Source organism: Bradyrhizobium sp. WYCCWR 13022 (genome assembly GCF_030435535.1).
GTDB lineage: Bacteria > Pseudomonadota > Alphaproteobacteria > Rhizobiales > Xanthobacteraceae > Bradyrhizobium.
In genome coordinates this window covers 326,327-353,203 of the sequence record NZ_JAUIZJ010000010.1, presented here as the reverse complement: position 1 = coordinate 353,203, position 26,877 = coordinate 326,327, and the positions used below count along the sequence as shown (strand labels likewise).

15 protein-coding genes are annotated in these 26,877 nt (G+C 64.6%); 8 read left to right on the top strand and 7 right to left on the bottom strand.

Features of this window, described 5'->3' with window-relative positions; genetic code table 11:
• Positions 1–27: 27 nt before the first annotated feature.
• Complete coding sequence (gene malQ / locus QY049_RS17330) at positions 28–2,004, bottom strand: 4-alpha-glucanotransferase (RefSeq protein WP_301269699.1); 1,977 nt, start codon at positions 2,002–2,004, stop codon at positions 28–30.
• Positions 2,005–2,208: 204 nt separating this feature from the next.
• On the opposite strand from malQ, the gene QY049_RS17325 reads away from it, so the two are divergent.
• The 6 genes from QY049_RS17325 to treY are packed head-to-tail and all read left to right on the top strand — an operon-like array spanning position 2,209 to position 16,217.
• Complete coding sequence (locus tag QY049_RS17325; protein WP_301269698.1) at positions 2,209–4,155, top strand: maltotransferase domain-containing protein; 1,947 nt, start codon at positions 2,209–2,211, stop codon at positions 4,153–4,155.
• A 10-nt stretch (positions 4,156–4,165) separates the two neighbouring features.
• Entirely contained in the window at positions 4,166–7,459 is a 3,294-nt protein-coding gene (gene treS / locus QY049_RS17320; RefSeq protein WP_301269697.1) for a maltose alpha-D-glucosyltransferase, read from the top strand.
• Positions 7,452–9,599: a 1,4-alpha-glucan branching protein GlgB gene (gene glgB / locus QY049_RS17315; RefSeq protein WP_301269696.1), complete on the top strand. Its 2,148-nt coding sequence runs from the start codon at positions 7,452–7,454 to the stop codon at positions 9,597–9,599. Before treS ends, glgB begins: the two co-directional genes overlap by 8 nt.
• Positions 9,600–9,602: 3 nt before the next feature.
• The gene (gene glgX, locus QY049_RS17310; protein ID WP_194479847.1) at positions 9,603–11,681 is read left to right on the top strand and encodes a glycogen debranching protein GlgX; all 2,079 of its coding nucleotides are present in this window, start codon (positions 9,603–9,605) and stop codon (positions 11,679–11,681) included.
• Positions 11,678–13,432, top strand: a complete 1,755-nt coding sequence (gene treZ / locus QY049_RS17305; protein ID WP_301269695.1) for a malto-oligosyltrehalose trehalohydrolase — start codon at positions 11,678–11,680, stop codon at positions 13,430–13,432. Before glgX ends, treZ begins: the two co-directional genes overlap by 4 nt.
• Before the next feature lies 1 nt (position 13,433).
• Positions 13,434–16,217, top strand: a complete 2,784-nt coding sequence (treY, locus tag QY049_RS17300) for a malto-oligosyltrehalose synthase (RefSeq protein ID WP_301269694.1) — start codon at positions 13,434–13,436, stop codon at positions 16,215–16,217.
• Positions 16,218–16,220: 3 nt separating this feature from the next.
• Here treY and QY049_RS17295 read toward each other — a convergent pair whose 3' ends face one another.
• Complete coding sequence (locus QY049_RS17295; RefSeq protein WP_194479844.1) at positions 16,221–16,538, bottom strand: polyhydroxyalkanoic acid system family protein; 318 nt, start codon at positions 16,536–16,538, stop codon at positions 16,221–16,223.
• Positions 16,539–16,720: 182 nt separating this feature from the next.
• Between QY049_RS17295 and QY049_RS17290 the strand changes: the two genes are divergently transcribed.
• Complete coding sequence (locus tag QY049_RS17290; protein ID WP_018318514.1) at positions 16,721–16,885, top strand: DUF3309 family protein; 165 nt, start codon at positions 16,721–16,723, stop codon at positions 16,883–16,885.
• A gap of 42 nt (positions 16,886–16,927) precedes the next feature.
• On the opposite strand, the gene ligD is transcribed toward QY049_RS17290, so the two are convergent.
• The gene (gene ligD / locus QY049_RS17285) at positions 16,928–19,579 is read right to left on the bottom strand and encodes a DNA ligase D (RefSeq protein WP_301269693.1); all 2,652 of its coding nucleotides are present in this window, start codon (positions 19,577–19,579) and stop codon (positions 16,928–16,930) included.
• Positions 19,580–19,697: 118 nt separating this feature from the next.
• Here ligD and QY049_RS17280 point away from each other — a divergent pair, with 118 nt between their 5' ends.
• Positions 19,698–20,582 (top strand): Ku protein, encoded by an 885-nt coding sequence (locus QY049_RS17280; protein ID WP_301269692.1) that lies wholly within the window; start codon positions 19,698–19,700, stop codon positions 20,580–20,582.
• 49 nt (positions 20,583–20,631) lie between these two features.
• On the opposite strand, the gene QY049_RS17275 is transcribed toward QY049_RS17280, so the two are convergent.
• Genes QY049_RS17275 through kdpB form a run of 4 tightly spaced genes read right to left on the bottom strand, consistent with a single transcriptional unit; the run spans position 20,632 to position 26,861 of the window.
• Positions 20,632–21,321, bottom strand: a complete 690-nt coding sequence (locus QY049_RS17275; RefSeq protein ID WP_301269691.1) for a response regulator — start codon at positions 21,319–21,321, stop codon at positions 20,632–20,634.
• Positions 21,318–24,041: a sensor histidine kinase KdpD gene (locus tag QY049_RS17270; RefSeq protein WP_258765645.1), complete on the bottom strand. Its 2,724-nt coding sequence runs from the start codon at positions 24,039–24,041 to the stop codon at positions 21,318–21,320. Before QY049_RS17270 ends, QY049_RS17275 begins: the two co-directional genes overlap by 4 nt.
• Before the next feature lie 40 nt (positions 24,042–24,081).
• Positions 24,082–24,687 (bottom strand): K(+)-transporting ATPase subunit C, encoded by a 606-nt coding sequence (locus tag QY049_RS17265; protein WP_301269690.1) that lies wholly within the window; start codon positions 24,685–24,687, stop codon positions 24,082–24,084.
• Between the two features lie 59 nt (positions 24,688–24,746).
• The gene (gene kdpB / locus QY049_RS17260) at positions 24,747–26,861 is read right to left on the bottom strand and encodes a potassium-transporting ATPase subunit KdpB (protein WP_301269689.1); all 2,115 of its coding nucleotides are present in this window, start codon (positions 26,859–26,861) and stop codon (positions 24,747–24,749) included.
• Between the last annotated feature and the right edge of the window lie 16 nt (positions 26,862–26,877).

Genomic DNA, 26,877 nt, shown 5'->3' with positions numbered 1-26,877 from the left:
AAAGCGGACCTTGGAAACCCCGCCGGATCAACTCCCGCCGTGCAGCGAACGTTCCCGCGTCGCGGCTCTCAAGGCCGTGAGGTCAACCTTCGAGGCGATCTTGTCCAGCGCAATGGGCAGACGCTGGCGCCAGTTCGGATGTTCGTCGATCGTGCCGGGAATGTTGGGCTGGTCGATCACGCCGAGCAGATCCTCCATCGACACCGCAAGCAGCCGCGACGGCGTGCGCGACAGGAAATTGAGCACCGAATAGAGGTCGTTGGCGTTGATGCCGTTCTGGCGCAGGACATCGTCGAGCCCGCCGAGCGCATTCCAGCGCCCCTGGTCGTCCTCGCCGGGATCGAGCCCGAGCGAGCGCTTCATCTTGAGATCGCTGAAGGAGCGCCAGCCGGCATAGGTGCAGAGATCATGCGTGTTCAGCGTGACCAGCGCATTCGGCCGGTAGTGGTCGACATTGCGGAAATGACCGGCATCGTCGCGCTCGAACATCATGACGAGGTAGGACCAGATGCCGAAATCCTGCATGGTCTCGCGAAACCCTTCCGGCACGGTGCCGAGGTCTTCGCCGATCACGATGCATTTGTGGGTGACGCTCTCGCGCACGACGGCGGCGAGCAGCGCCTCGAGCGGCATCTGCACATAGGCGCCGTTATCAGGCTTGAAACCGCGGGGCACCAAGTACAGCCGCTTCAAGCCGAGCACGTGATCGAGCCTGATGGCGCCGGCATGCCGCATCGAGGCGGCCACCATGTCGGCGAACGGGACGAAGGATTGCGCCTCGAGGCCACCCGCGTTGAAGCCCGCGAGGCCCCAATCCTGCCCGACCGTGTTGAGCACGTCAGGCGGCGCGCCGACCGCAAGGTGGCGCGAGATCGCCGCCTGCTCGTTCCAGGCGTCGAAGCCGTTGGACTGCACGCCGACGGCAAGGTCGAGATAGAGCCCGACGCGCATGCCGAGCTCGGCCGACAGCGCCTTCGCCGCGTGCAACTGGCTGTCCGCCGTCCACTGCACGAATTCGACGAACTCGACTTCGTGCTTGTCTGGTCCGTTGCGCAAGCCGGCGCATTTGGCATCGTCCGGCTGCCGCCATTCCACCGGCCATTCCCACCACGGCACGTTGAAACGATGCCGCATCACCTCGAAGCAGGCAAAGCGCGACAACAAGGCGCCCCGGTCGGCGCGGAAGGCATCGAACTGGTTGCGGCGGACACCGGTCGCGGTTTTCACGAAACTGTCAAAGGCAGCGCGCAGCCCCAGCCACTTTAGCGCCGCCATGTCGGCATAAGGGACACGATCACCCTCGCGCAGCCGCGCGGCGGTCGCGGCTGCGTCCGGGACGAGGTCGGCGGAGAATTCCGGGATGGCCTCGACGTCGATGTAGAGCGGATTGAGAAACAGCCGGCTGTTCGGCGAATAGGGACTGCAATCGGCCGGATGATCGTCGAACAGCACATGCAGCGGATTGAGCCCGACGCCATCGGCGCCGAGCTGCTCGGCCAATCGGACCAAGCCGGCGAGATCAGTGAAATCGCCGATGCCCCAATTGCGGTCGGAGCGGACGCTGTAGAGCTGCACCGCCAGCAGCCAGCCGCGGTCGAAATCACCGCCGAAGGCGCGCTCGGGCGCCACGATCATCGGCACCTCTTCCGTCGTGCCCGCCGCATCGGTCAGCGTCAGCCGGTGATAGCCGAGCGGCAGGCCGGCGGGCCAGGCGATCACGGGATCGCGCGTCTCGCCCTGTCCGATCACACTGGGTTCACTGATTTGGCCATTGCCGGTGATTGTCCACTGCAGCGGCGCCGCGCCAACGGACGCAAGTTCGGTGCGCGGATTGCCCAGCGCGCGAACCACGACCGGCCCGCTGACGAAACGGTAAACTCGTTTCTCCGGCAGGGCATCGAGGATCGATTTCAGCGCCTCGGGCGCGGTGACCCGCAGCTTGCCGAGGGCATCGACGAATTCGGATTGGACGCCCTTGATCCGGGCTTGAGCTAAAAGATCCATTCGGCACGCAGCTTGCAGGCCTTTGATCGGCCGGGGGTATCGATTTTAACGAGGTCGCGGAAGAGGTTAGCCAAGGGTAACTCGCAAACCGCGCCTGCCGTTCCCATGGGAACCAATGACACACAAGCGGCTTTCTATACTGGTATCAAGCGTAGGTTCCCGACAAGGGAAACGGGCTCCTGCTTTCTTGTCAATGGCATCACCGTGAACAAGACAATTCAAACTGTCGAGAGTGCCGCTGCCGGCAGCGCTTTCCTGATCGAAGACGTCTATCCCTTGATCGATGGCGGCCGCTTTGCCGTGAAGCGGATCGCGGGCGATCGGGTCGAGGTGTGGGCCGACATCTACCGCGACGGCGATGCCAGCATCAGCGCCGCGCTGGTCTGGCGTGGTGAGCAGGATCGGGAATGGCGGCGCGAGCCGATGACCCATCATGCCGATGATCGCTGGTCCGGCGCGTTCGTGCCGACCGAGCCGGGCCAATATGTCTATGCGATCGAAGCCTGGACCGACGAATTCGCCACCTGGCGTCACGGGGTCGAACGCAAGCAACTGTCCGGCGGCGACATCACGCTCGATGCCATCGAGGGCGCGGGCCTCTTGACCAAGGCGCATGGCGCGGGACAGGACGCCGCTGATGTCATCGTCAGACAGTGCGAAGACTATCTCGGCAGCGGCGATGTCACGCCGCTGCTGGCGAATGAGCTGAGCGAGGCCATGGCCGAGAGCCAGGCGCGGCCCGACCTGACCCGCTCGCCGAACTTCCCGCTCGTCATCGACCGCGACAAAGCGCGCTTCGGCGCCTGGTATCAGATGATGCCGCGCAGCCAGAGCGCGGTTGCCGGCCAGCACGGCACGCTGCGCGACTGTATCGCGCGCGTGCCCGATATCGCCGCGATGGGTTTTGACGTGCTCTATTTCACGCCGATCCATCCGATCGGCCGCACAAGGCGCAAGGGCCGCAACAATGCGCCCGTCGCAACCGAGGGTGAGCCCGGCTCGCCCTACGCGATCGGCTCGGCGGAGGGCGGGCACGATGCGCTGCATCCCGAACTCGGCACCATCGAGGATTTCCGCGCGCTGGTCGCGACCTGCCTCGAATACGGCCTCGAGATCGCGCTCGACTTCGCGGTGCAATGCTCGCCGGATCATCCCTGGCTGACGCAGCACCCGGAATGGTTCAAATGGCGGCCTGACCGTTCGGTACGGGTGGCGGATGGTCCCTATTCGGACATCGTCATCCCCGATTTTGCCTCCGTCGACCGGATCGGGCTGTGGAATGCGTTCCGCGACGCCATGCTGTTCTGGATCGACCACGGCGTCACCATCTTCGCGATCGACAATCACGACACTGCGCCGCTGCCGTTCTGGGAGTGGCTGATCCGCGACATCCGCGCGCGGCAGCCCGAGGTGATCCTGTTCTCCAAGACCTTTGCGCGGCCGAAGCTGATGAAGGGCCTTGCCAAGCTCGGCTTCGCCCAGTCTTTCAGCTATTTCCCATGGCGCACCGGGAAGTGGGAGCTGGAGCAATATCTCGGCGAGCTCTCGCGGTATCCCGAGCGGGACTTCTATCGGCCGAACCTGTTCGTCAATACGCCTGACCTGCTGCCCTATCATCTCCAGAGCGGCGAAGCCTGGATGTTCAAGTCGCGCGTCGCGCTGGCCGCGATGCTGTCGGGCAATTACGGCCTCTATAGCGGCTTCGAGCTGCTCGAGCACGAGGCGATTCCCGGCCACGAAGAATATCGGGATTCCGAGAAGTACGAGATCCGCCAGCGCGACTGGGACATGCCCGGCAATATCAAGCCCTGGATCACCGCGCTCAACCGCATCCGCAACGACAATTCCGCGCTCCAGCAGACCACGAACCTGCGCTTCCTCGGCATCGAAGACGGCGAGACGATTGCTTTCGTCAAGGAAGCAGCCGAGCCGGCCAATATGGTCGTCGCGGCCATCGCCCTCTCGCGCCATGTACGCGAATTCTGGTTGCCCCTCGGCGACCTCGCCATCGACGTCGGCGGCGAACGCCGCCCCGTCACGACAATCGAAAATCTCATGACAGGCGAACAGTCCCGCATCGAATGGGGCGGGATCAGGTTGCGTATCGATCCCGACCGCGATCCGGCCCTGCTCTTCCGCTGCCTGGCGTAAGGATCACGCCATGAATGTTCTGTCTTCCGTCGACACCAAGAAAGCCGAGGCTGCCGAGATCGTGGATGAGCTCTGGTACAAGGACGCCATCATCTACCAGCTCCACGTCAAGGCGTTTGCCGACAGCAACAATGACGGCATCGGCGATTTCGCCGGGCTGACCGAGAAGCTGCCCTATCTGCAGGATCTCGGCGTCACGGCACTGTGGCTGCTGCCGTTCTACCCCTCGCCCGGCCGCGACGACGGCTACGACATCGGCGACTACGGCGCGGTCAATCCCGATTTCGGGACGATGAAGGACTTCAAGCGCTTCATCCAGGAAGCGCAGAAGCGCGGCCTGCGCGTCATCACCGAGCTCGTCGTCAACCACACTTCCGACCAGCACAAATGGTTCAAGCGCGCGCGCCGCAGCCCGGCCGGCTCGAGCGCGCGCAACTGGTACGTCTGGAGCGACACCGACCAGAAATACCAGGGCACGCGGATCATCTTCACCGACACCGAGAAGTCGAACTGGACCTGGGATCCCGAGGCCGGCGCGTTCTACTGGCACCGCTTCTTCTCGCACCAGCCCGACCTCAATTTCGACAACCCGCGCGTCGTCAGCGCCATCATCCAGGTGATGAAGCGCTGGCTCGACGCCGGCGTCGACGGTTTCCGGCTGGACGCCATTCCCTACCTCTGCGAGCGCGAGGGCACCTCGAACGAGAACCTCCCGGAGACGCATGCGATCATCAAGCGCCTGCGCCTGGAGCTCGATGCCTACTCCAAGGGCAAGCTGCTGCTGGCCGAGGCCAATCAATGGCCCGAGGACGTGCAGGAATATTTCGGCCGCGGCGACGAATGCCACATGGCCTACCACTTCCCGCTGATGCCGCGCATCTATATGGCGATCGCGCAGGAGGACCGCTTTCCGATCACCGACATCCTGCGCCAGACGCCTGATATCCCCGCGAGCTGCCAATGGGCGCTCTTCCTGCGCAACCATGACGAGCTGACGCTGGAGATGGTCACCGACGTCGAGCGCGATTACCTCTGGACCACCTACGCCAACGATCCGCGCGCCCGCATCAACGTCGGCATCCGCAGGCGCCTTGCGCCGCTGATGGACAACGACCGGCGCAAGATCGAGCTGATGAACTCGCTGCTGCTGTCCTTCCCCGGCACGCCGATCATCTATTACGGCGACGAGATCGGCATGGGCGACAACATCTATCTCGGCGACCGCAACGGCGTGCGCACGCCGATGCAGTGGAGCCCCGACCGCAATGGCGGCTTCTCCCGCGCCGATCCCGCCCGCCTCTACGCCCCGCCGATCATGGATCCCGTCTACGGCTACGATTCGGTCAACGTGGAGGCGCAGTCGCGCAGCCTTTCGTCGCTGCTCAGCGCCACCAAGCGGTTGATCTCGGTACGCAAGTCGACGCTGGCCTTCGGCCGCGGCACCATGACCTTCATCCGCCCGGCCAACCGCGCCGTGCTGGCCTATGTCCGGCAGTATCGCGACGAGGTGATCCTCTGCGTCGCCAATCTGTCGCGCGCCGCGCAGGCGACCGAGCTCGATCTGTCGCCATGGAAAGACCGCATCCCGCAGGAAATGCTTGGCCGCACGCGCTTCCCGGCGATCGGCGAGCTGCCCTACATGATCACGCTGGGGCCCTACGGCTTCTACTGGTTCCAGCTCCAGGAGCGCGACAAATCCGAGCCGGTGGTGCCGCGGGCGGTGCCGGAATTCGAAACGCTGGTGGTGCCGGTCAACTCGAACTGGGTGTCGCTCGCCCGTGAGCGCAGCGTGTTCGAGCGCGACGTGCTGCCAGGCTTCCTGTCGCGGACACGCTGGTATCCCGAGCACAACCCCAAGCACATCAAAGCTATGCTGACGTCAGCGGTGCCGTTCAGCGACATCGGCGACAACAGGCCCTGGATCGCGTTCTTCGAGACGACGCAAGACGAGGTCACCACGCGCTACGTGCTGCCCATGCAGATCGAGTGGGTCCGCTTCGACCGCGAACGCTTCAACCCGAGGGCGCTCGCCGCCGTACGGCAGGGCGCGCGCGAAGGCACGCTGCTCGACGTCGCTACCGACCAGATCTTCATCGGGCTGTTCCTGCGCGGCCTGTCGCAGAACCTCGTCGTGGACGAAAACAATCTACGGCTGGAGTTCAAGGCCACCAGCCGGTTCGCCGAGTACACCATCAAGGAGCCCGCACGCATCCGCACGGTCGAGCAGTCGAACAGCACGGCCCTGGTCGACAACCAATACGTCGCCAAGATCCATCGCCAGCTCGAAAGCGGCATCAATCCGGAGATCGAAATCGGCTGCTACCTCACCGAAATCGCTCGCTTCCCCAATACGCCGGCGCTGCTCGGCAGCGCCGAGCTGGTCGAAGGCGACAGCCGCAGCACGATCGGCGTTCTGCACGCCTATGTCGAGAACCAGGGCGACGGTTGGGCCGTCACCACCGGCTACCTCGACCGCTATATCGACGAGCAGCGGCTGGGGCCTGTGGACGAGACGCCCCGCGAGACCCAGGAGCAGGCGCCCTATCTCCACTTCATCACGCAGATTGGCCGCCGGCTCGCCGAGCTGCACATGGCGCTCGCCGCCGCAAAATCCACCGACCTTGCCCCTGAACCGATCGGCAAGGCGGACGTCAAGCGCTGGACAACCGACCTCAAGGGGCGGGCCGAGCGCGTGTTCGAGCGGCTCGCCGACATCAGGGACGGCCTCCGCGAGGCTGACCGGCCGCTGATCGACCGGCTGGTTGCGGTGCGCGCGACCCTGCCGGACCACATCGACGCTCTCTTGCCATCCGACATCGACGGGTTGAACATCCGTCATCATGGCGACTTCCGCCTCGGGCAAACTCTGATCGTGAAGGACGACATCTTCATCATCGATTTCGACGGCAACCCGCACCTCACGCTGGCCGACAAGCGGCGCAAGCTGCCGGCCGCGCGCGACGTCGCTGGCCTGGTCCGGTCGATTGATCTTTCGGTTAACGCCGCGCTCAACCGGGCGCTCTCGGGCGGCAGTGACGAACAGGGCCGGATCACGGCCGCGCTCGACGAATGGCGCGAACACGCCACCGCGACCTTCCTGGCCGCCTATCGCGAGGCCATGACCGACCCGCGGCTCAGCCCGAAAGAGGGCCATTCCGCGGAAAGCATATTAAGGTTTTTCCTGCTTGATCAAGCGTTCGACGAGGTAGAGTACAAGCTGTCCCACCGGCCGGAGGGGCTCCATGTGCCACTGACCGGCCTGCTTCGCATTCTGTCCAGTGCCGAGAGCGGAGCCCATGCCTAAACTGCCTGCCGAAGCCTACGCCATCATCGAGGGCCGCCACTCCGACCCCTTCCACTATCTCGGGCTGCATCCCGAGGGCGGCAGGAGCGTGGTGCGCGCCTTCCTGCCGGAGGCCTCCAATGTCGAGGCCGTCGGCGACCATGGCGAGGTGGCGACACTCGACCGCGTCCACGCATCAGGCCTGTTCATCGGCGCTCTACCGAACGGCTCGAAACACTATCAGCTCCGCGCCAAGTTCGGCGACAATGTCGTCGAGTTCGAGGACGCCTACCGCTTCCCGCCGATCCTGTCCGATTTCGATCTCTATCTGCTCGGCGAGGGCACCCATCAGCGCCTCTACGACAAGCTCGGCGCGCATCCGATGCGGCTGGAAGGCGTCGACGGCATCGGCTTCGTGGTGCTGGCGCCGAATGCGCGGCGCGTGTCCGTGGTGGGCGATTTCAATTTCTGGGACGGAAGGCGTCACCCGATGCGGGTGCGCGGCGCCGGCTATTGGGAATTGTTCATCCCGAACGCCAAGGCCGGGGATCACTACAAGTTCGAGATCGTCGGGCCACACGGCCATCTGCTGCCACTGAAGTCCGATCCGATGGCGTTTGCCGGCGAAGTGCGGCCGAAGACGGCGTCGATCGTGTTCGACGAGGCTCACTTGCCGCGGCCGCGGCCGGCGCCTGACGGCATCAACGCGTTGTCGGCGCCGATGTCGATCTACGAGGTTCATCTCGGCTCGTGGCGGCGCAAGGACGGCAATGAATGGCTGACCTATCGCGAGTTCGCCGAGCAACTGCCGGCCTACGCCCGCGACATGGGGTTTACCCATCTCGAATTCCTGCCAGTCAGCGAGCATCCGTTCGACGGCTCCTGGGGTTATCAGCCGACCGGCCTCTATGCGCCGACCAGCCGTTTCGGCTCGCCGGAGGATTTTGCCGCATTGATCGACGCCTGCCACCGCGAGGGCATCGGCGTGCTGCTCGACTGGGTGCCCGGCCATTTCCCTGACGATCCGCATGGGCTCGGCAGCTTCGACGGCACGGCGCTGTACGAGCACGCCAATCCGCTCCAGGGCCGCCACCTCGACTGGGGTACGTTGATCTACAATTACGGCCGCACCGAAGTGACGAACTTCCTGGTGTCGAACGCGCTGTTCTGGCTGGAGCGCTACGCGATCGACGGCCTGCGCGTCGATGCCGTGGCGTCCATGTTGTATCTCGACTACAGCCGCCCGCCCGGCGCATGGATTCCAAACCAGTATGGCGGCCGCGAGAACATCGAGGCGATCAACTTCCTGCGCCGCTTCAACACCGAGCTGTTCGCGCGCTTCCCGCAGGCGACCACGGCGGCTGAAGAATCCACCGCATGGCCGCAGGTGTCGCGCCCGGTCGAATTCGGCGGGCTCGGTTTCGGCTACAAGTGGAACATGGGCTGGATGCACGACACGCTGAACTACATCAGCAAGGATCCGATCCACCGCAAATATCATCACGGCGACATCCTGTTCGGCCTGCACTACGCCTTTTCTGAAAATTTCATCCTGCCGCTGTCTCACGACGAGGTCGTGCACGGCAAGCGCTCGATCTTCGGCCGCATGCCCGGCGACGAATGGCAACGCTTTGCGAATCTGCGCGCCTATTACAGCTTCATGTTCGGCCATCCCGGCAAGAAGCTGCTGTTCATGGGCGGCGAGATCGCGCAGAGCCGCGAATGGAATCACGATCAGTCGCTCGACTGGCATCTGCTCGAATACAAATATCATCAAGGTGTCCAGGCGCTGGTCCGCGACCTCAACCGGCTCTATCGCGCGGTGCCGGCGCTGCACCAGATGGATTGCGACCAGGCCGGCTTCGAATGGCTGATCACCGACGATGCCAACCGCAACGTGTTCGCATGGCTGCGCAAGGGTTTTGACGAGCACGCACGGTGTCTCGTGGTCGTCAACTTCTCGCCCAATGTCTATCGCAACTATCGCATCCCCGTGCCCTTTGCCGGCAAGTGGAAAGAAGTGTTCAATTCCGACTCCGCCCATTATGGCGGCACCAATGTCGGGAACATCGGCGAGGTACAGACGGTTGCCGGCAAGGCACCCGAGCTCCGCCTCACCATTCCGCCGCTCGCCGCGATCTTCCTCGTTCCGGAAAGCTGACCGATGCGCCTGACTGCTGGAACGTCTGCGCGCCTCGGTGCAAGCTGGGACGGACGCGGCACCAATTTCGCGCTGTTCTCGGCCCATGCGCAGAAGGTCGAGCTGTGCCTGTTCGACACGCAAGGGCGCCGCGAGCTCGAGCGCATCGAGCTGCCTGAAAGAACCGAGGACGTCTGGCACGGCTATCTCAACGACGTCTCGCCGGGCCAGCTCTACGGCTATCGCGTGCACGGTCCTTACGAGCCCGAGCACGGCCACCGCTTCAACGCCAACAAGCTGCTGCTCGACCCCTATGCCAAGCGGCTCGCCGGACGGCTGGTCTGGAGTGATGCGCATTTCGCCTACCGCACCGGCTCGGCGCGCGAGGATCTGTCTTTCGACCGGCGCGACAATGCGCGCGGCATGCCCAAGGCCGTCGTGGTCGACGAGACCTTCAACTGGGGCCGCCGCGAGATAAGGCCCAACATTCCCTGGGAAGACACCATCATCTACGAGGCTCATGTCAAGGGCCTGACGCAGAAGCGCAACGACGTGCCGCCGAATCTGCGCGGCACCTATGGCGGGCTCTCGTCGCCGGCGATGATCGAGCATCTGAAGAAAGTCGGCGTCACGACCGTCGAGCTCTTGCCCATTCACAGCTTCGTCGACGACCGCGTGCTGGTGGAGAAGAAGCTCGCCAATTACTGGGGCTACAATTCGCTGTCCTTCTTCGCGCCGGAGCAGCGCTACGCCCAGGACAATGCACTCGATTCCTTCCGCACGACCGTGGCGCGCCTGCACGATGCCGGCATCGAGGTGATGCTCGACGTCGTCTACAACCACACCGCCGAGGGCAATCATCTCGGCCCGACGCTGTGCTATCGCGGCATCGACAATGCCTCCTATTACTGGCTGAACCGTGAGAACCCGCGCTATTACGACGACTTCACCGGCTGCGGCTCGTCGGTGAACCTGACGCATCCGCGCGTGCTGCAAATGGTGATGGATTCGCTCCGCTATTGGGTCGAGGTCTGCCACGTCGACGGCTTTCGCTTCGACCTCGCCACCACGCTGGCACGCGGGCCGAACGGCTTCGATCGCGGCATCTCGTTCCTCACCGCGATCCGGCAGGATCCGGTGCTCGCGACGGTCAAGCTCGTCGCCGAGCCCTGGGACCTCGGCCTCGGCGGCTATCAGGTCGGCGCATTTCCTTCGCAATGGTCGGAATGGAACGATCGCTATCGCAGCGCCATGCGCCGCTACTGGAGCGGCGAAGGCAGCCTGATCGGCGACATCTCCAGCCGCATGACGGCGTCCTCGGACCTGTTCAACCACGACGGACGGCGGCCGCGCGCCAGCATCAACCACATCACCGTGCACGACGGCTTCACGCTCGCCGACCTCTTCAGCTACAACGAAAAGCACAACGAGGCCAATGGCGAGGACAATCGCGACGGCTCCAACGACAACCACAGCAACAATTGCGGTGTCGAGGGCCCGACCGACGATCCCAACATCCTCGCGCTGCGCCGGCAGCTGCGCAAGAACGTGCTGGCCTGCCTGATGCTGGCGCAGGGCATTCCGCTGATCCTCGCCGGCGACGAGGTCGGCAACACGCAGTCCGGCAACAACAATGCCTATTGCCAGGACAATGAGGTCGGCTGGGTCGGCTGGGAGAATCTCGGCAAGGAGGGCGACGACATGGTCGACTTCGTCTCGGGTCTCGCCGACATCCGCCGCCGCTTCTCGCAGCTGCGCAGCCATCGATGGCTCGACGGCCGGCCCAAGGACGGCATCTCCTACGGGGCCCTATGGCTGACGCCCGAGGGCAACGAGATGACGGAAAGCGACTGGACATTCCCGGACGGGCGGTTCCTCTCTTATGTGATGGGGCCGATGGAACCGGGGAGCGCGGCAATCTTTATCGTATTGAACGCCGCGCCCGAAGAGATCGCATTCAAATTGCCCAAAATGCCCGAATACAAGAGCTGGCAGCAAATCCTGAACACGACGGATGCCAAGCTGAACAGCATTGATTTCCTGCCCGGAAGCGACAGCAAGGCGCCGCCGCGCTCGGTGCTCGCCTTCGCGGGGGCGTTATGAGGCCATCCTTCGGGGCGAAGCCGACCAAAGACGGCGTGTCGTTCCGCTTATGGGCGCCCGGTGCACGTCGTGTCGATCTGCTGCTCGAGCGGCGGCACGCAATGCAGCGCCGGCAGGATGGCTGGTATGTTGCCGAGATTGCCGGCCTCCGCGTCGGCAGCCAATACAAGTTCAGGATCGACGACGAGATCGACGTGCCAGATCCAGCTTCGGCGTTCCAACCGAACGATGTGTTCGGTCCGAGCGAGGTGATCGATCACGATTCCTTCGATTGGCGCGCGAAGGATTGGCGCGGCCGTCCCTGGGAAGAAACGGTGCTGATCGAGACCCATGTCGGCACCTTCACGCACGATGGCACCTATCGCGCCATGATCGACAAGCTCGATCATCTCGTCGCATCGGGCATCACGGCGCTGGAGCTAATGCCGCTCGCCGATTTCGCCGGCCGCCGCGGCTGGGGCTATGACGGCGTGCTCTGGTACGCGCCCGACAGTGCCTACGGCCGCCCCGAACAACTAAAGACGCTGATCGACGAAGCGCATCTGCGCGGGCTGATGGTGTTTCTGGACGTCGTCTACAATCACTTCGGCCCCGAGGGAAACTATCTCGGCCGCTACGCGCCGACCTTCTTCACCGACGCACACACGCCGTGGGGCAGTGCGATCGATTATCGCGTGCCGCAGGTGCGCGCGTTTGCGGTCGAGAATGCACTGTCCTGGCTCACTGACTATCGCTTCGATGGATTGAGGCTCGACGCCGCCAACCACATCATGGCGATCCCCGGCGAGCAGTCGATGCTGCACGACCTCAGCATCGCGGTCGGCGAGCTCGCCAAGGCGACGGCGCGGCACATCCATCTCGTGCTCGAGAACGGCGACAACCGCGCCGGCCTGCTCGATGCCGCGCAGGAGCCGCCCAACGGCAAATATCGCGCGCAGTGGAACGACGACTATCATCACGCTTGGCACGTGATGCTGACCGGCGAGCTCAACGGCTACTATGCCGACTATCAGACGCCGCGCATGGACCTTGCGCGCGCGCTCGCCTCGGGCTTCGTCTATCAGGGCGAGATCTCGGAATTCTGGGGCAAGAAGCCGCGTGGCGAAGCGAGCGGAGAGCTGCCGCCCGCGACCTTCGTCAATTTCCTGCAAAACCACGACCAGATCGGCAACCGCCCGCTCGGCGACCGGCTGGAGAGCCTGGCATCGCCACGGCAGATCGAGGCCGCGCTCGCGGTGACGCTGCTCGCGCCGATGGTGCCGATGCTGTTTCAGGGCGAGGAATGGGGCTCGAAAGTGCCGTTTCCGTTCTTCTGCGATTTCGAGGGCGGACTTGCGGACGCCGTGCGCAATGGACGCAAGCAGGAATATGCCTGGGCCTACGCGAAATACGGCGACGAGGTGCCCGATCCGCTCGATCCGGCCACGCCGATGTCGGCCGTGCTCGACTGGACCGACCACACACCGGAGCAGGACGCGCGGCTCGCACTGGTGCGCGATCTGCTCGCACTTCGCCACAAGGAGATCATGCCACGCCTGAAGGCAGCGCGCTTTGGCGGTGCAGAGGCGACCGACAGCGGCTTGCTCACTGCGCAGTGGCGCATGGGCGACGGTACGACGCTGCGGCTCACCGCCAATCTGTCGGACGAGGGCATCGCGCATTCCACCAACGACGCGAGCACGCCGATCTGGGGCGGCGCGCCCGGAGACCGGCTTCCGCCCTGGTCGGTCGTCTGGCATCTCGGACGTTGATATGCCTCCCGCGATTCCCCTCGCGACTTACAGGCTCCAGCTCACCGCGGATTTCGACTTCGACAAGGCAGCGGCTGTCGTGCCTTACCTCAAGGCGCTGGGGGTCACGCATCTCTATGCCTCGCCGGTCATGAAGGCGCGCCAAGGCTCGACCCACGGCTACGACACCGTCGACCACAGCAAGTTCAATCCCGAGCTCGGCGGCGAGGCCGGCTTTGCGCGGCTGAGCGAGGCGCTGAGACAGCACGATCTTGGCCTCATCATCGACTTCGTGCCCAACCATGTCGGCGTGCATTTTGCCGACAATCCCTGGTGGCTCGACGTGCTGGAATGGGGCCAGGCCTCACCGCACGCGGTCTCCTTCGACATCGACTGGGACCAATTGCCCTATCGTGCCCGCGGCGGCGTGCTGCTGCCGATCCTCGGCGTATCCTATGGCGAGGCGCTGGAGCGCGGCGAGATCGAGCTGCGTTACGATCCCGACGAAGGCAGCTTTTCGGCCTGGTATTTCGAGCATCGCCTGCCGATCGCGCCGGAGCGCTATGGCGAGATCTTGCGGATGATCGTGAAGGAGGCGGATGCCGCCGATACCGTCGCCGGCAAGCGCCTGCACTCGCTCGCGGCGCGCTACACCGGCCTGCGCCGGCCGAGCCGCAAGGAAGCCCCCGCCTTCAAGGCCGAACTGAAGGAGATCGCCGGCAGCGCCGACATCATCGCGCACGGCCTCGCCGCCTATCGCGCGGCAAAGGATCGTCCAGCACAGACACTGGCGCTGCATCACCTGCTGGAGCGGCAGCACTACAAGCTCGGCCATTGGCGGCTTGCGTCGAGCGACATCAACTATCGCCGCTTCTTCGACGTCAACGGGCTAGCAGGCTTGCGCGTCGAGGACCCTACCACTTTCGCCACCACGCACCGGCTGGTGAAGCAGCTCATCGCCGACGGCAAGCTGCAAGGTATTCGCCTCGACCACATCGACGGACTGCGCGATCCCGCGCAATATTGCCAGCGGCTGCGCCGGCTGGTGCGCGACGCGCAGGGCAACGCAAAGCCCTTCTACACGGTGATCGAAAAGATCTTGTGCGAGCACGAGAAGCTGCCGCACTTCGCCGGCGTGCAGGGCACCACCGGCTACGAGTGGATGAACGCCATCACCCAGGTGCTGGTCGCGCCTAAGGGGCTGGAGGCGCTGGGCGAGACCTGGCGGCAGATCAGCAACCGTCCGCCGCAGCTGGCGCCTTATGTCAAGGACGCCAAACGGCGCGTGCTGGAGACGCTGCTGACCAGCGAATTCACCGTGCTGACGCGCCTGCTCGCGCGCATCGCCAATGGGCACTACTCGAGCCGCGACTTTTCCGCCGACAGCCTGCGGCAGGCGCTCGAGCTCTACGTGCTGCACTTCCCGGTCTATCGCACCTATCTCACGCATAGCGGCCCGACCGCGCTCGACCGCAAGCTGATCGACGACACCATCGCGCGCGCCCGCGTGGAATGGTTCGCGGCGGACGAGGGCATCTTCGACTTCCTGCGCGATGCCCTGACCATGGACCTGCTCGAGCCCGGACGCCCGCCGCACAGCGCCCCGCGTGTCCGTCGCTTTGCGCTGAAGGTGCAGCAATTCACCGGGCCGATGATGGCGAAATCGCTGGAAGACACTGCGTTCTACCAGTTCCACCGGTTGCTGGCGCTGAACGAGGTCGGCGGCGATCCCGCGAGCAACGGGCTCACCATTCCCGCCTTCCACGAGGCGATGCGCGCCCGTGCCAGGGAATGGCCACTGGGCATGACGGCAACTGCCACTCACGACACCAAGCGCGGTGAGGATGCGCGTGCTCGGATCGCGGCGCTGAGCGAAATTCCCGGCGATTGGACCAGTGCAGTGGCACGCTGGAAGGTGCTGAACGCGCCGCATCTCGCACTGAATGGTCCCCTGCGCGCGCCCTCGGCGACGTTCGAATACATGCTCTACCAGACCCTGCTCGGCGCCTGGCCGCTCGAAGGGCACGATGCCAGCTTCGTCGAGCGCATCCAGGCCTATGCGCTGAAAGCTGCGCGCGAGGGCAAGGAGGAAACGAGCTGGCTCAATCCGCACGAGGCGTACGAGAGCGGAGTGGGCGGCTTTATCGAGAGGATTCTCGATCCGGCGCGGTCAGGCGAATTTCTGGATACATTGCAGAGCATGACTCGCCGGGTCGCACTGCTCGGCGCGCTGAACTCACTGAGCCAGCTCACGCTGAAGGCGACGCTACCGGGCCTCCCCGACTTCTACCAGGGCACCGAATACTGGGACCTGTCGCTGGTCGACCCCGACAACCGCCGCCCGGTGGATTTCGCTGCGCGCCAGACTGCGCTGGCATCGCTGGAAACGCCGGACTGGAGCGGGCTGACGAGAACCTGGCCCGATGGACAGCTCAAGCTCGCCTGGACACGACATCTGCTCAAGCTGCGGAACCGTCTCGCAGACGTTTTCACGCAAGGCGATTATCGGCCGCTCGAAGTGCGTGGCGCGCACGCCGATCATGTGATCGCCTTTGCCCGCCGCCATGGCCGCAATGCCGTGATTGTCGTGGTCGGACGCCAGTTCGCCCCCTTCACGCAAGGTGGCCGCGAGTGGCCCACGCTCGAAGCCTTCGATGCGACCATCGACATGACCGGCTACAGCGTGCCGGCCGTTGAGAGCAACGAGCTTCCGATCGCACGGGCCTTCGGTGACTTTCCCGCCGCCGTCATCGAGGCTCGCGCGGCCAGCGCGATCAGGCCTCCGCGGCAACGCGCCAGCGCCTGACGCTCACTTCCCCTCGTCCCTGGTCAGCAGCAACTGCCCGCGCTTGCGGATGGTGGCCTGCGCCACCTCGGCAAAGCGTTGCAGCAGCCACGGCAGCACCACCTCGACCTTGACATGATCGTCGGCGACGTCGACCTTTCCGCTCGCGATCTGGCCGAGTGCGCGGATGCGGAAGGCCAGGGAATCGCCGCTCCAGCGCTCCTCTTCGACCTGCATCACGGGAATGCTCGCGGCAGCGCGGCCAAGACCGTTCTTGAGCCGGTGCACCGCCTCCTCGCGGCCGAGACGATGCGGAATGGAGACGACAAGCGGTGCTGACATGGCCCTGCCCTTTGATGGCTGATCCTCACATAGTCATGCCGGGTGGCGGCGCAAAGGTTCCATGCAAGTTGGGACCTGTGGACCCGTTTCAAATCCGGAACTTTAAAACATGCGGCAAGTTGCCCCCGCACAACGGGACAGGTTGCAACGCCCCTTTCAACAAAGGGCTGGAGGAGATTCGCATGTCTATCGGTACGATCATTCTGATCATTTTGGTCATCGCCCTGCTCGGCGGCTTCAGCGGCATCGGCGGCGGACCGTTCTACGGCACCGGCTATTACGGCGGCGGCGGGCTCGGGCTCGTCATCGTCATTCTGCTGATCCTGCTGCTGATGGGGCGGATCTAGTGCGATGTCGTAGGGTGGGTTACGCCTTTCAGCTAACCCACCCTACTTTTTCCCCGCAAGCTTCTTCATCGCCGCCTTGATCGACGCTGCCGCATCGTCATAGCCGTCCCACGCCTTCGATCGCGCCAGCAGGCTCGGCACGGTCCGCACTGTGTATTTCTTCGGATCGAGATCACTCTTCACCTGCGCCCAGGTCACGGGCATCGACACGCTCGCACCCTCGCGTGCGCGCGGCGACAGCGGCGCCACTGCCGTGGACAGGCGATCATTGCGCAGATAGTCCAGGAAAATCTTTCCGTTGCGCAGCTTCTTCGACATGTTGAGCAGGTAACGATCGGGATCGTCATCGGCCATCCACTGGCAGACCCCTTGCGCGAACGCCTTGGCTTCCTTCCAGCTCACCTTGTCGCGTGCACCATGCAGCAGCGGAACCACGACGTGGAGGCCCTTGCCGCCGGTGGTCTTGCAAAAACTGTCCATGCCGACGTCAGTGAGCCGCTGCCGCATCTCCCGGGCCGCCTCGACGACGTCGGCGAACTTCACGTCCGGCGCGGGATCGAGGTCGAACACCAAGCGGCCCGGCGTGTCATAGGCGTCAGGCGCGCAATTCCAGGGATGCAGCTCGACGCCGCCGATCTGCGCGACCGCCGCAAGCCCTTCGACGCGATCAATCTGCAAGTAGGGCTTGCGATCCCCGGAGACCTTGGCCAGTTCGAGCAGGTTCGAGGTGCCCTGCATGGCATGGCGCTGAAAGAATGTTTCGCCGCCGATGCCGTCGGGCGCGCGCAGGATCGAGCAAGGGCGGCCCTTGATGTGCTCGATCATCCAGGCGCCAACCACCTCGAAATAGCGCGCAAGGTCGAGCTTGGTGACGCCCTCGCCATCCCCTCCGTCCGACCACAGCTCTTTCTCCGGCTTCGAGATGACGACACCCATCACCTCGGCGGTGCCGTTCCCCTTCGCCGGCTTCGCGGGCACGCGCTTCCTGGCCGAAGGCTTAACCAGTTCTGTAGCGACGGGCGTTTCCGCCTCAACCTCTTCGGCCGGCTTGTCCTGCCGCAGGCCCTTGAACGCAGCCTGGCGGATATTTCCGTCGGCCGTGAAGCCTGCGAATTCGATCTCGGCCACCAGCTCGGGCTTCAGCCAATGCACATCGCGCGTCTTCTTCGGTGCATTCCTGCCGCCGAAGGGGCTTTCCCTGGCCTCCATGGCTTTCAGCGACGGCATGATGCGTTTGACCTTGTCGGCACCAAATCCGGTCCCGACCATTCCGACGAAGGCGAGGTGATCGTCCCGATGCACGCCAGCCATCAGCGAGCGGAATTTTCCGTTGGTGGTCTTGTAGCCGCCGATCACGACCTCATGCCCGGCGCGGCATTTTGCCTTGGTCCAGCTTTCGGTGCGTCCGGAACGATAGGGCGCATCCAGCTTCTTCGACACGACCCCTTCGAGCTCGAGCTTGCAGGCCGATTGCAGCACCGCATCCCCACCGCTTTCGAAATGCTCGACATAACGGATCTGACTCGATCTTGTCTTGCGCGCCTCCAGCAACGTCTTGAGGCGCTGTTTCCGCTCGCCAAGGGGCAGGCGACGATAGTCGAGCCCCTCGGCGAACAGCAGGTCGAAGGCAAAGAAGATCAGGTCCCCGGTCTTGCCGTCGGACAGCGCGGCCTGGAGCGAGGAAAAATTCGGCGCACCGTTATGGTCGAGCGCAACGATCTCGCCGTCGATCAAGGCGTCCGGCAACGAACCGGCCTCCTTCGCGATCGACGCGAATTTCCCGGTCCAGTCGAGACCCTTGCGCGTCTTGAGCGTGGCTTCGCCGTCCTCGACGCGGAGCTGCACGCGGTAGCCGTCGAACTTGATCTCGTGGCACCAGCCATCGCCGCCCGGCGGCCGCTCGACCGGCGTGCAAAGCTGCGGTGCGACGAAGTCCGGCATCTCCGAGACCTTCTTGGCCGTCGTCGCGGTGGTAGCCTTCTTTTTCGACGACTTGACGCTCTTCAACGCGGCGCGAGGCGCCGGCTTGACGGTCCGCCCTTTCGTCTCCTCGGCCCGATCGGACTGCCAGACCGCGTCGGCCTTGCCCTTGGCTTTCGCCAGCATGAACGGCTTTGGTGCGCGGCCCTTGCCGCTAGTGATCTGCGCCATGGCACGTCCGGAGGCGACCGATTTGTCCTCCGCCAAGATATCCTCGTCCTCGCTGGCGTATTCGTCGCGGTGCTTGATCAGCAGCCAATTGGTGCGCTTTTCGCCGCCGCGATTGCGCATGCGCACCAGCACCCAGCTTCCATGCAGCTTGTCGCCGTTGAGCGTGAACTTGAGATCGCCCTTCTTGAAACCGGCTTCGGGATTGTCGGACTCCCATGTGCCGCGATCCCACAGCATCACCGTGCCGCCGCCATACTGTCCCTCGGGAATCGTCCCTTCGAAATCGCCGTAGTCGAGCGGATGGTCCTCGACCTCCACCGCCAATCGCTTGTCGTGCGGATTGAGCGACGGCCCTTTCGTCACTGCCCAGGACTTGAAGACGCCATCGAACTCGAGGCGAAAATCGTAATGCAGCCGCGTGGCGTCATGCTTCTGGATCACGAAGCGCCGCTGTTTCGAGGGTGCAACCCCGGCCTCGCCCGAGGGCTCCGGCGTCTTCTCGAAATCACGCTTCTGTCGATAGGTGGAGAGTTTTCGCAGCACGTCCGGTCCCGCATTCGCTAATCGCAGTGAAGCCTATCATGGCAAAAGTCCCACCCGGAACCAAAACCCTATGGGGTTGTTGGGGTTCCAAAACGCCTTGAAATCACAGGAGAATGGAATGGCTCCGCGCGCCTATTGGAAAGGAACGTTGAAACTCTCGCTGGTCAGCTGCCCGATCGCGCTGTATCCCGCGACCACGGCGGCCGAGAAGACGCGGTTTCACATGATCAACCGCGAGACCGGCAACCGGCTCAAGCAGCAGATGGTGGATGCCGAGACCGGCGGCATCGTCGAGAGCGACCAGAAGGGCCGGGGCTACGAGCTGCGCAAGGGCAAGTATGTCGAGATCGAGCCGGAGGAGCTCGAAGCCGCCCAGATCGAAAGCAACCACACCATCGACATCGAGAGCTTTGTCCCGAGCGAGGAGATCGACCAACGCTATCTCAACCACCCCTACTACATCGCGCCCGAAGGCAAGGCCGCGATTGACGCCTTTGCCGTGATCCGCGATGCCATGAAGGACCAGGACCGCGTCGCGCTCGCCAAGATCGTGCTCACCAACCGCGAGCACATCATCGCAATCGAGCCGCTCGGCAAGGGCCTGCTCGGCACCACGCTGCGCTTTCCCTACGAGTTGCGCGACGAGGACCCGTTCTTCGACGATATCAAGAGCCCGAAGATCACCAAGGACATGGTCGAGCTCGCCGGACATATCCTGCACACCAAGGCCGCTCATTTCGACCCGAGCAAATTCAAGGACGACTACGAGGCCGCGCTGAAGGCGCTGGTGAAGCGGAAGGCAAGCGGCAAGACCATCGAGTTGCCGGAGCGCGAGGAGAAGCCGAGCAACGTCGTCAGCCTGATGGATGCGCTGAAGCAGAGCCTGAAGGGGCGCGGCGGGAAGAAGACGACATCGAAGTCCCATGGGCGACGGGCGACGGGCCGGCGGCGGGCTGCACGGAAGACGCAACGGTCGACGGCGCCACATCGAAAGGCGGGGTAGTCGTCATTCCGGCGCGATGCAAAGCATCGAGCCCGGAAGAAGGCGGGGCCTAATCCCCCGCCTTCAGCCGGTACCCGATCCCCGTCTCGGTCAGCACGTATTGCGGGCGCTCCGGATCGGCCTCGATCTTCTGGCGGAGCTGGCGGACGTAGACGCGCAGATATTGTGCATCCGTCAATTCGTCCCATAGCTCCTTGAGCAGAAACCGATGCGTCAGCACCTTGCCGGCGTGCTGGACCAGCACCCGCAGCAGGTCATATTCCTTCGGCGACAGTTTTATCTCGCGCTCGCCGAGCTTGACGATGCGGCGGACAAGATCGACCGAAAGATCGCCGGTGCGGAACACCGGGCGCTCGCCCTGCACCTGGAGCTGGTGCCGCAACGCGGCGCGCAGCCGCGCCAGCAGTTCGTCCATGCCGAACGGCTTGGTCAGGTAGTCGTCGGCCCCGAGATCGAGCGCCTGCACCTTGCCGGCCTCGTCGCCGCGACTCGACAGCACCACGATCGGGACGCTCTCGTTGCGCGCGCGGATGGTGCGCAGCAGCTCGTGGCCCTGGATATCGGGCAGGCCGAGATCGAGAATGATCAGGGCCGGCTCTTCGCTGAGCTTCTCCAGCGCGATCTTGCCGTTCGACGCCTCCAGGATTTCGTAACCCTGCGTCGACAGTCCCATCCGCAGCAATTTGCGGATCGGCGGCTCGTCGTCGATCACCAGAACCTTGATCGGGGCAGCGCTCATGCGGCGGTATCCAATGCGTGGGTCTGTGCCGGAACCGGCAGACGAATGGTGAGGACGGCGCCAGTCCGGTCGCTGCGGTTGGCAGCCGTGATCGTGCCGCGCATCGCCTCGACGAAGCCGCGGGAGATGGCAAGCCCGAGCCCGGTGCCGGGGCGCACATGGTCGCCCTTCTGCACGCGGTAGAATTTGTCGAACACGCTTTCGAGCTCATCGGGCGGAATGCCGGCGCCTTCGTCGGCGATATCCAGCACCACCTGGTCACGCTCGCGCCGGCTCCTGATCGCAATGGTGGTCTCGGGCTGCGAATATTTCGCGGCGTTATCGAGCAGGTTGAACAGCACCTGCTCGAACAGCACGGCGTCGAGCTCCAGCATCGGCAGATCGGCTGAAAGCACGAGCTCGACCTTGTGCGCGGTGAGGATCTTCGATGCCCGCCGCAGCGCGCTGCCGACGATCTCGCCAAGATCATGCAGCGCCGTGTTGGGTACGATGGCGCCGGATTCGAGCTTGGTCATGTCGAGCAGATTGGCGATGAAGCGGTTGAGCCGCTCGGATTCGTCGATCACGGTCGCGAGCAGATCGCGCTTTTCGGTGTCGGACAGCGCCCCGGCGAGGTCGCGCATGGTCGAAGCCGCGCCCAGCACGGAGGCGAGCGGTGTCTTCAGATCGTGCGAGATCGAGGTCAACAGCGCCGAGCGCAGCCGCTCGGATTCGACGGTGCGCTTGACGCGGTCCATGTCCTCGACCAGCAACACGCGCTCGATCGCGAGCGCGCCTTGATCCACCAGCGCATCCAGCAGCCGGCGCTGGTCCGGCGTCAGCAGCGGGCCGGTGCGGTCGTTGTCGATGCCGATGACGCCGATCGGGCCCCGCCCGGTGCGCATCGGCAGGAACAGCCGCTTGGCGCCCGGCAGCGTATCGGACCCGCGGCCGGCGGAGCGATCGTTGCTCCAGGCCCAGTTGGCGGCGGCGAGGTCGGCCTGATCGAGCTGGTCCTCCGGCGGATAGCCCGACTTCACCGTCAGAAGCCCATCCTCCGGCAGCAGCAGCACCACGCGGACTTTCAGCATCAGCGCGATCTGGTAGGCCGAGGCCCATAGCACGTCATCGAGGGTGGCGGTGCCGGCGAGCTTGCGGCTGAACGCGTAGAGCTGTTCGGTGGTGCGGATGCGGCCGATCGCGGTGTCGGCCTGGGTGCGGACGCGCGCGGCGACATTCGAGACCAGGATCGCGATCAGCATGAAAAAGAAGAACGCAGCGACGTTGGTCGGATCCGTGATGGTGAAGGTGTAGACCGGCGGCAGGAAAAAGAAATTATAGGCGAGCGAGGCAGCGAGGCTCGCCAGCAGCGACGGCCACAGTCCATAGCGCACCGCGACCGCGACGACCGCGGTCATCAGCACGAGGTCGACGTTCTCGATGCCGAACCGCGGCTGCAACAGTTCGGCGGCACCGAGGCCGACCAGCACGACGCCGAGCGATTTCAGATAAGGCAGCGGATTGAACGGCTCGGCCCGCGCGGCGGTCTGCACCGCCGTTTTGGGTGCCGCCTCGTCCGGCAGTTCGTCACCGGGAATGACATGAACGCTGATATTGCCGGCGCGGCGCACCAGATCATGCACGACGGAGCCGCGCGTCATCTCGAACCAGCGCGAGCGGGTCGACTTGCCGATCACGATCTGGGTGACGTTGTTGCCCTGCGCGAAGTTGATGACGTCGTCGGCGATGCGCCGGCCAACCGCGGGGATCGTCAGGGCCTCGCCGCCGAGCGATTCGGCCAGCCGCAACGTATCGGCGAGCCGGTCGCGCTCCTGCTCGGAGAGCTGGAGCGAGCGCCGCGTCTCGATCGAGATCGCCGTAAACGGGGCATGCAGTCGATCTGCCAGCCGCTTGGTGTAACGCACGAGCCCGGCTGCGCGCGGATCCTCGCTGACGCAAACGAGGATGCGCTCGCCCGCGGCCCAGGGACCGGCGATGGCGTTCGCCTGCATGTGGGTGAGAAGCTGCTCGTCGACCCGCTCGGCCGTCCGCCGCAGCGCGAGCTCGCGGAGCGCGGTCAGATTGCCTGGCGAGAAATAATGCTCCAGCGCGCGCTCGGCCTGCTTGGGAACGTAGACCTTGCCCTCGCGCAGGCGCTGGATCAGATCGTCGGGGGTGAGGTCGATCAGCTCGATCGCATCGGCGCGATCGAAGATCGAATCCGGCACGGTCTCGCGCACTCGCACATGGGTGATCTGGGCAACGACGTCGTTCAGGCTCTCGATGTGCTGGATGTTGACGGCGGTATAGACGTCGATGCCGTGGGAGAGCAGCTCCTCGACGTCGAGATAGCGTTTGGGATGACGGCTTCCGGCCGCGTTGGTGTGGGCGAGTTCGTCGACCAGAGCGATCTTCGGTCGCCGCGCGATCACCGCATCGAGGTCCATCTCCTCGACGATCTGGCCGCGATAGTCGAGCCGCTTGCGGGGGACCACTTCGAGCCCCCGCACCAGTGCCTCGGTCTCGGCGCGGCCATGGGTCTCGACGAAGCCGACCACGACGTCGATACCCGCCTTGCGCCTGGCGTGGGCGCTTTGCAGCATCTCGTAGGTCTTGCCGACGCCGGGGGCGGCGCCGACGAAGATCTTCAGCTTGCCGCTCGCGCTCTCCTCCCGGCGCGCTGCTTCCAGCAGCGCCTCCGGCGACGGACGTTGTTCGGGATCGCGGCGCTGTTGAACCATCAGGCCAATATAATCACCCTGAAATCCCCAGCCTAGAGCGCTACTTCGCGGAGGCACGATCCAGCGCGAGATTCAGCGCCAGAACGTTAACCCTGGGTTCGCCGAGCAGGCCGAGCAGGCGGCCCTGGGTGTTGGCGACGACGAGCTGCTTCAGCGAATCCTCCGACATGTTCCGCACCTTGGCAACGCGCGGCACCTGGAATTCGGCCGCTTCGGGCGAAATGTCGGGATCGAGACCGCTCGCCGAGGTCGTGACCAGATCCACGGGCACGGCGGCGTTCGGATTTTCGGCCTTCAGCTTGTCCACATCCTCCTTCAGCCGGTCGGCCAGCGCCTTGCTGGTCGGGCCGAGATTGGAGCCGCCGGAGTTGGCGGCGTTGTAGGGAGCGGACACCGTCTTGGTCGAATCATTGGGGTCCGGCGCCAGGGTCGCCGAGGGGCGGCCGTGGAAATATTTGTCGTCCTTGAACTCCTGGCCGATCAGGGTAGAGCCGATCACCTTGCCGTCCTTCTCGATCAGGCTGCCTTGCGCCTTGGCGGGAAAGATCGCGCCGGCGATACCGGTCATGGCGAGCGGGTAGGCCAGGCCCGTGATGGCGGTGAGCACCAGCAACAGGACGATGGCGGGGCGGATTTCTCTGAGCATGTTGGGTCTCCAATTCTTCGTCGCGGCGCGAGGCGCGCGTTGCGCGCCCGCGACGACGGTTAGGCCAGGTGCAAGGCAACAACCACGAGGTCGATCGCCTTGATGCCGATGAAGGGAATGACGATACCGCCAAGGCCGTAGATCAAGAGGTTGCGCCGAAGCAGCGCACCTGCACCCACCGCACGATAGGCAACGCCCTTCAGCGCCAGCGGGATCAAGCCGACGATGATGAGCGCGTTGAAGATGATCGCCGACAGAATAGCGCTCTGCGGGCTCGACAGGTTCATGACGTTGAGCACATTCAGTTGCGGGTAGAACGCCAGGAACATCGCCGGGATGATCGCAAAGTATTTTGCGACGTCGTTGGCGATCGAGAACGTCGTCAGCGCGCCGCGCGTCATCAACAGCTGCTTCCCGATCTCGACCACCTCGATCAGCTTGGTCGGGTTGGAGTCGAGGTCGACCATGTTGCCGGCCTCGCGGGCGGCCTGGGTGCCGGTGTTCATGGCGACGCCGACATCGGCCTGCGCGAGCGCCGGCGCGTCGTTGGTGCCGTCGCCGCACATCGCCACCAGCTTGCCCTTGGCCTGCTCGTCGCGGATCAGCTTCAGCTTGTCCTCGGGCGTTGCCTGGGCCAGGAAGTCATCGACGCCTGCTTCCGCCGCGATCGCAGCCGCAGTCATCGGATTGTCGCCGGTGATCATGACGGTGCGGATGCCCATGCGACGCAGTTCGGCAAAGCGCTCGCGGATGCCGCCCTTGACGATGTCCTTGAGCTGGATGACGCCGAGCAGCCTGCCGTCTTTGGCGACCGCCAGCGGCGTGCCGCCGGCCTTGGCGATCTCATCGGAAATTGCCTGAATCTCCCGCGCCATGTCGGAATTCGGCGAGGGTTGAATAGCGCGTACGGCGTTTCCCGTGGCGACCGCCTGCGCGGCACCGCCGCCGATGTAGTTCAGGATGGCATCGACCGCACCCTTGCGCACGGATGACCCGCCGGCATCGACGCCGCTCATGCGGGTCTGCGCCGTGAACGGAACGAACGTCGCGCCCAATTCTCCCATGCCGCGGCCGCGGATGCCGTATTTTTCCTTCGCCAGCACGACGATGGACCGTCCTTCCGGGGTTTCGTCGGCAAGCGAGGCGAGCTGAGCGGCGTCCGCCAGCTCCTGCTCGGTCACGCCGCGCACGGGGCGAAACGCCGTCGCCTGCCGGTTACCGAGCGTGATGGTACCGGTCTTGTCCAGCAGCAACGTGTCGACGTCGCCGGCAGCTTCGACCGCGCGGCCGGACATCGCCAGCACGTTGAAGCGCACCAGGCGATCCATGCCGGCGATACCAATGGCCGAGAGCAGCGCGCCGATGGTGGTCGGAATGAGCGTCACGAACAGCGCGACCAGAACGATCACCGAGATCGAACCGCCGGCATAGGCCGCGTAGCTCGGAATGGTGACGGTGGCGAACACGAAGATGATGGTGAGGCCGGCGAGCAGGATGTTGAGCGCGATCTCATTCGGCGTCTTCGCCCGCTCGGCGCCCTCGACCAGCCTGATCATGCGGTCGATGAAGGTCGAGCCCTGCGCAGCCGTGATGCGAACGCGGATCCAGTCGGACAGCACCTGGGTGCCGCCGGTCACCGCCGAGCGGTCGCCGCCGGATTCGCGGATCACGGGTGCGGATTCACCCGTGATGGCGGCTTCGTTGACGGAAGCAACGCCCTCGATCACCTCGCCGTCGGACGGAATGGTATCCCCGGCCTCGACCAGCACGATGTCGCCGACCTTCAGGCTCGTGCCGGGCACGAGCTTGAAATCCCGGCCGGCGCCGGTCAGAAGCTTGGCCTGGCTTTCAGTGCGGGTCTTGCGCAGCGAGTCCGCCTGCGCCTTGCCGCGGCCCTCGGCCACCGCTTCGGCGAAGTTGGCGAACAACACGGTGAACCAGAGCCAGAGGATGATCTGGAAAGTGAAGCCGAGATTGGCCCCACCCGTGACGAGGTCGCGCAGGAAGATCACCGTGGTGAGCGCAGCCACGATCTCGACCACGAACATCACGGGGTTCTTGATCATGAGCCGCGGATCGAGCTTGGTGACGGACGCGCGGATCGCGGGCACGACGATCTTGGGGTCGAGCATCGCCGAGACGGACGCGCGCTTTTGCAATTTCATGGTTTCCATGGAGGTCACTCCAGAC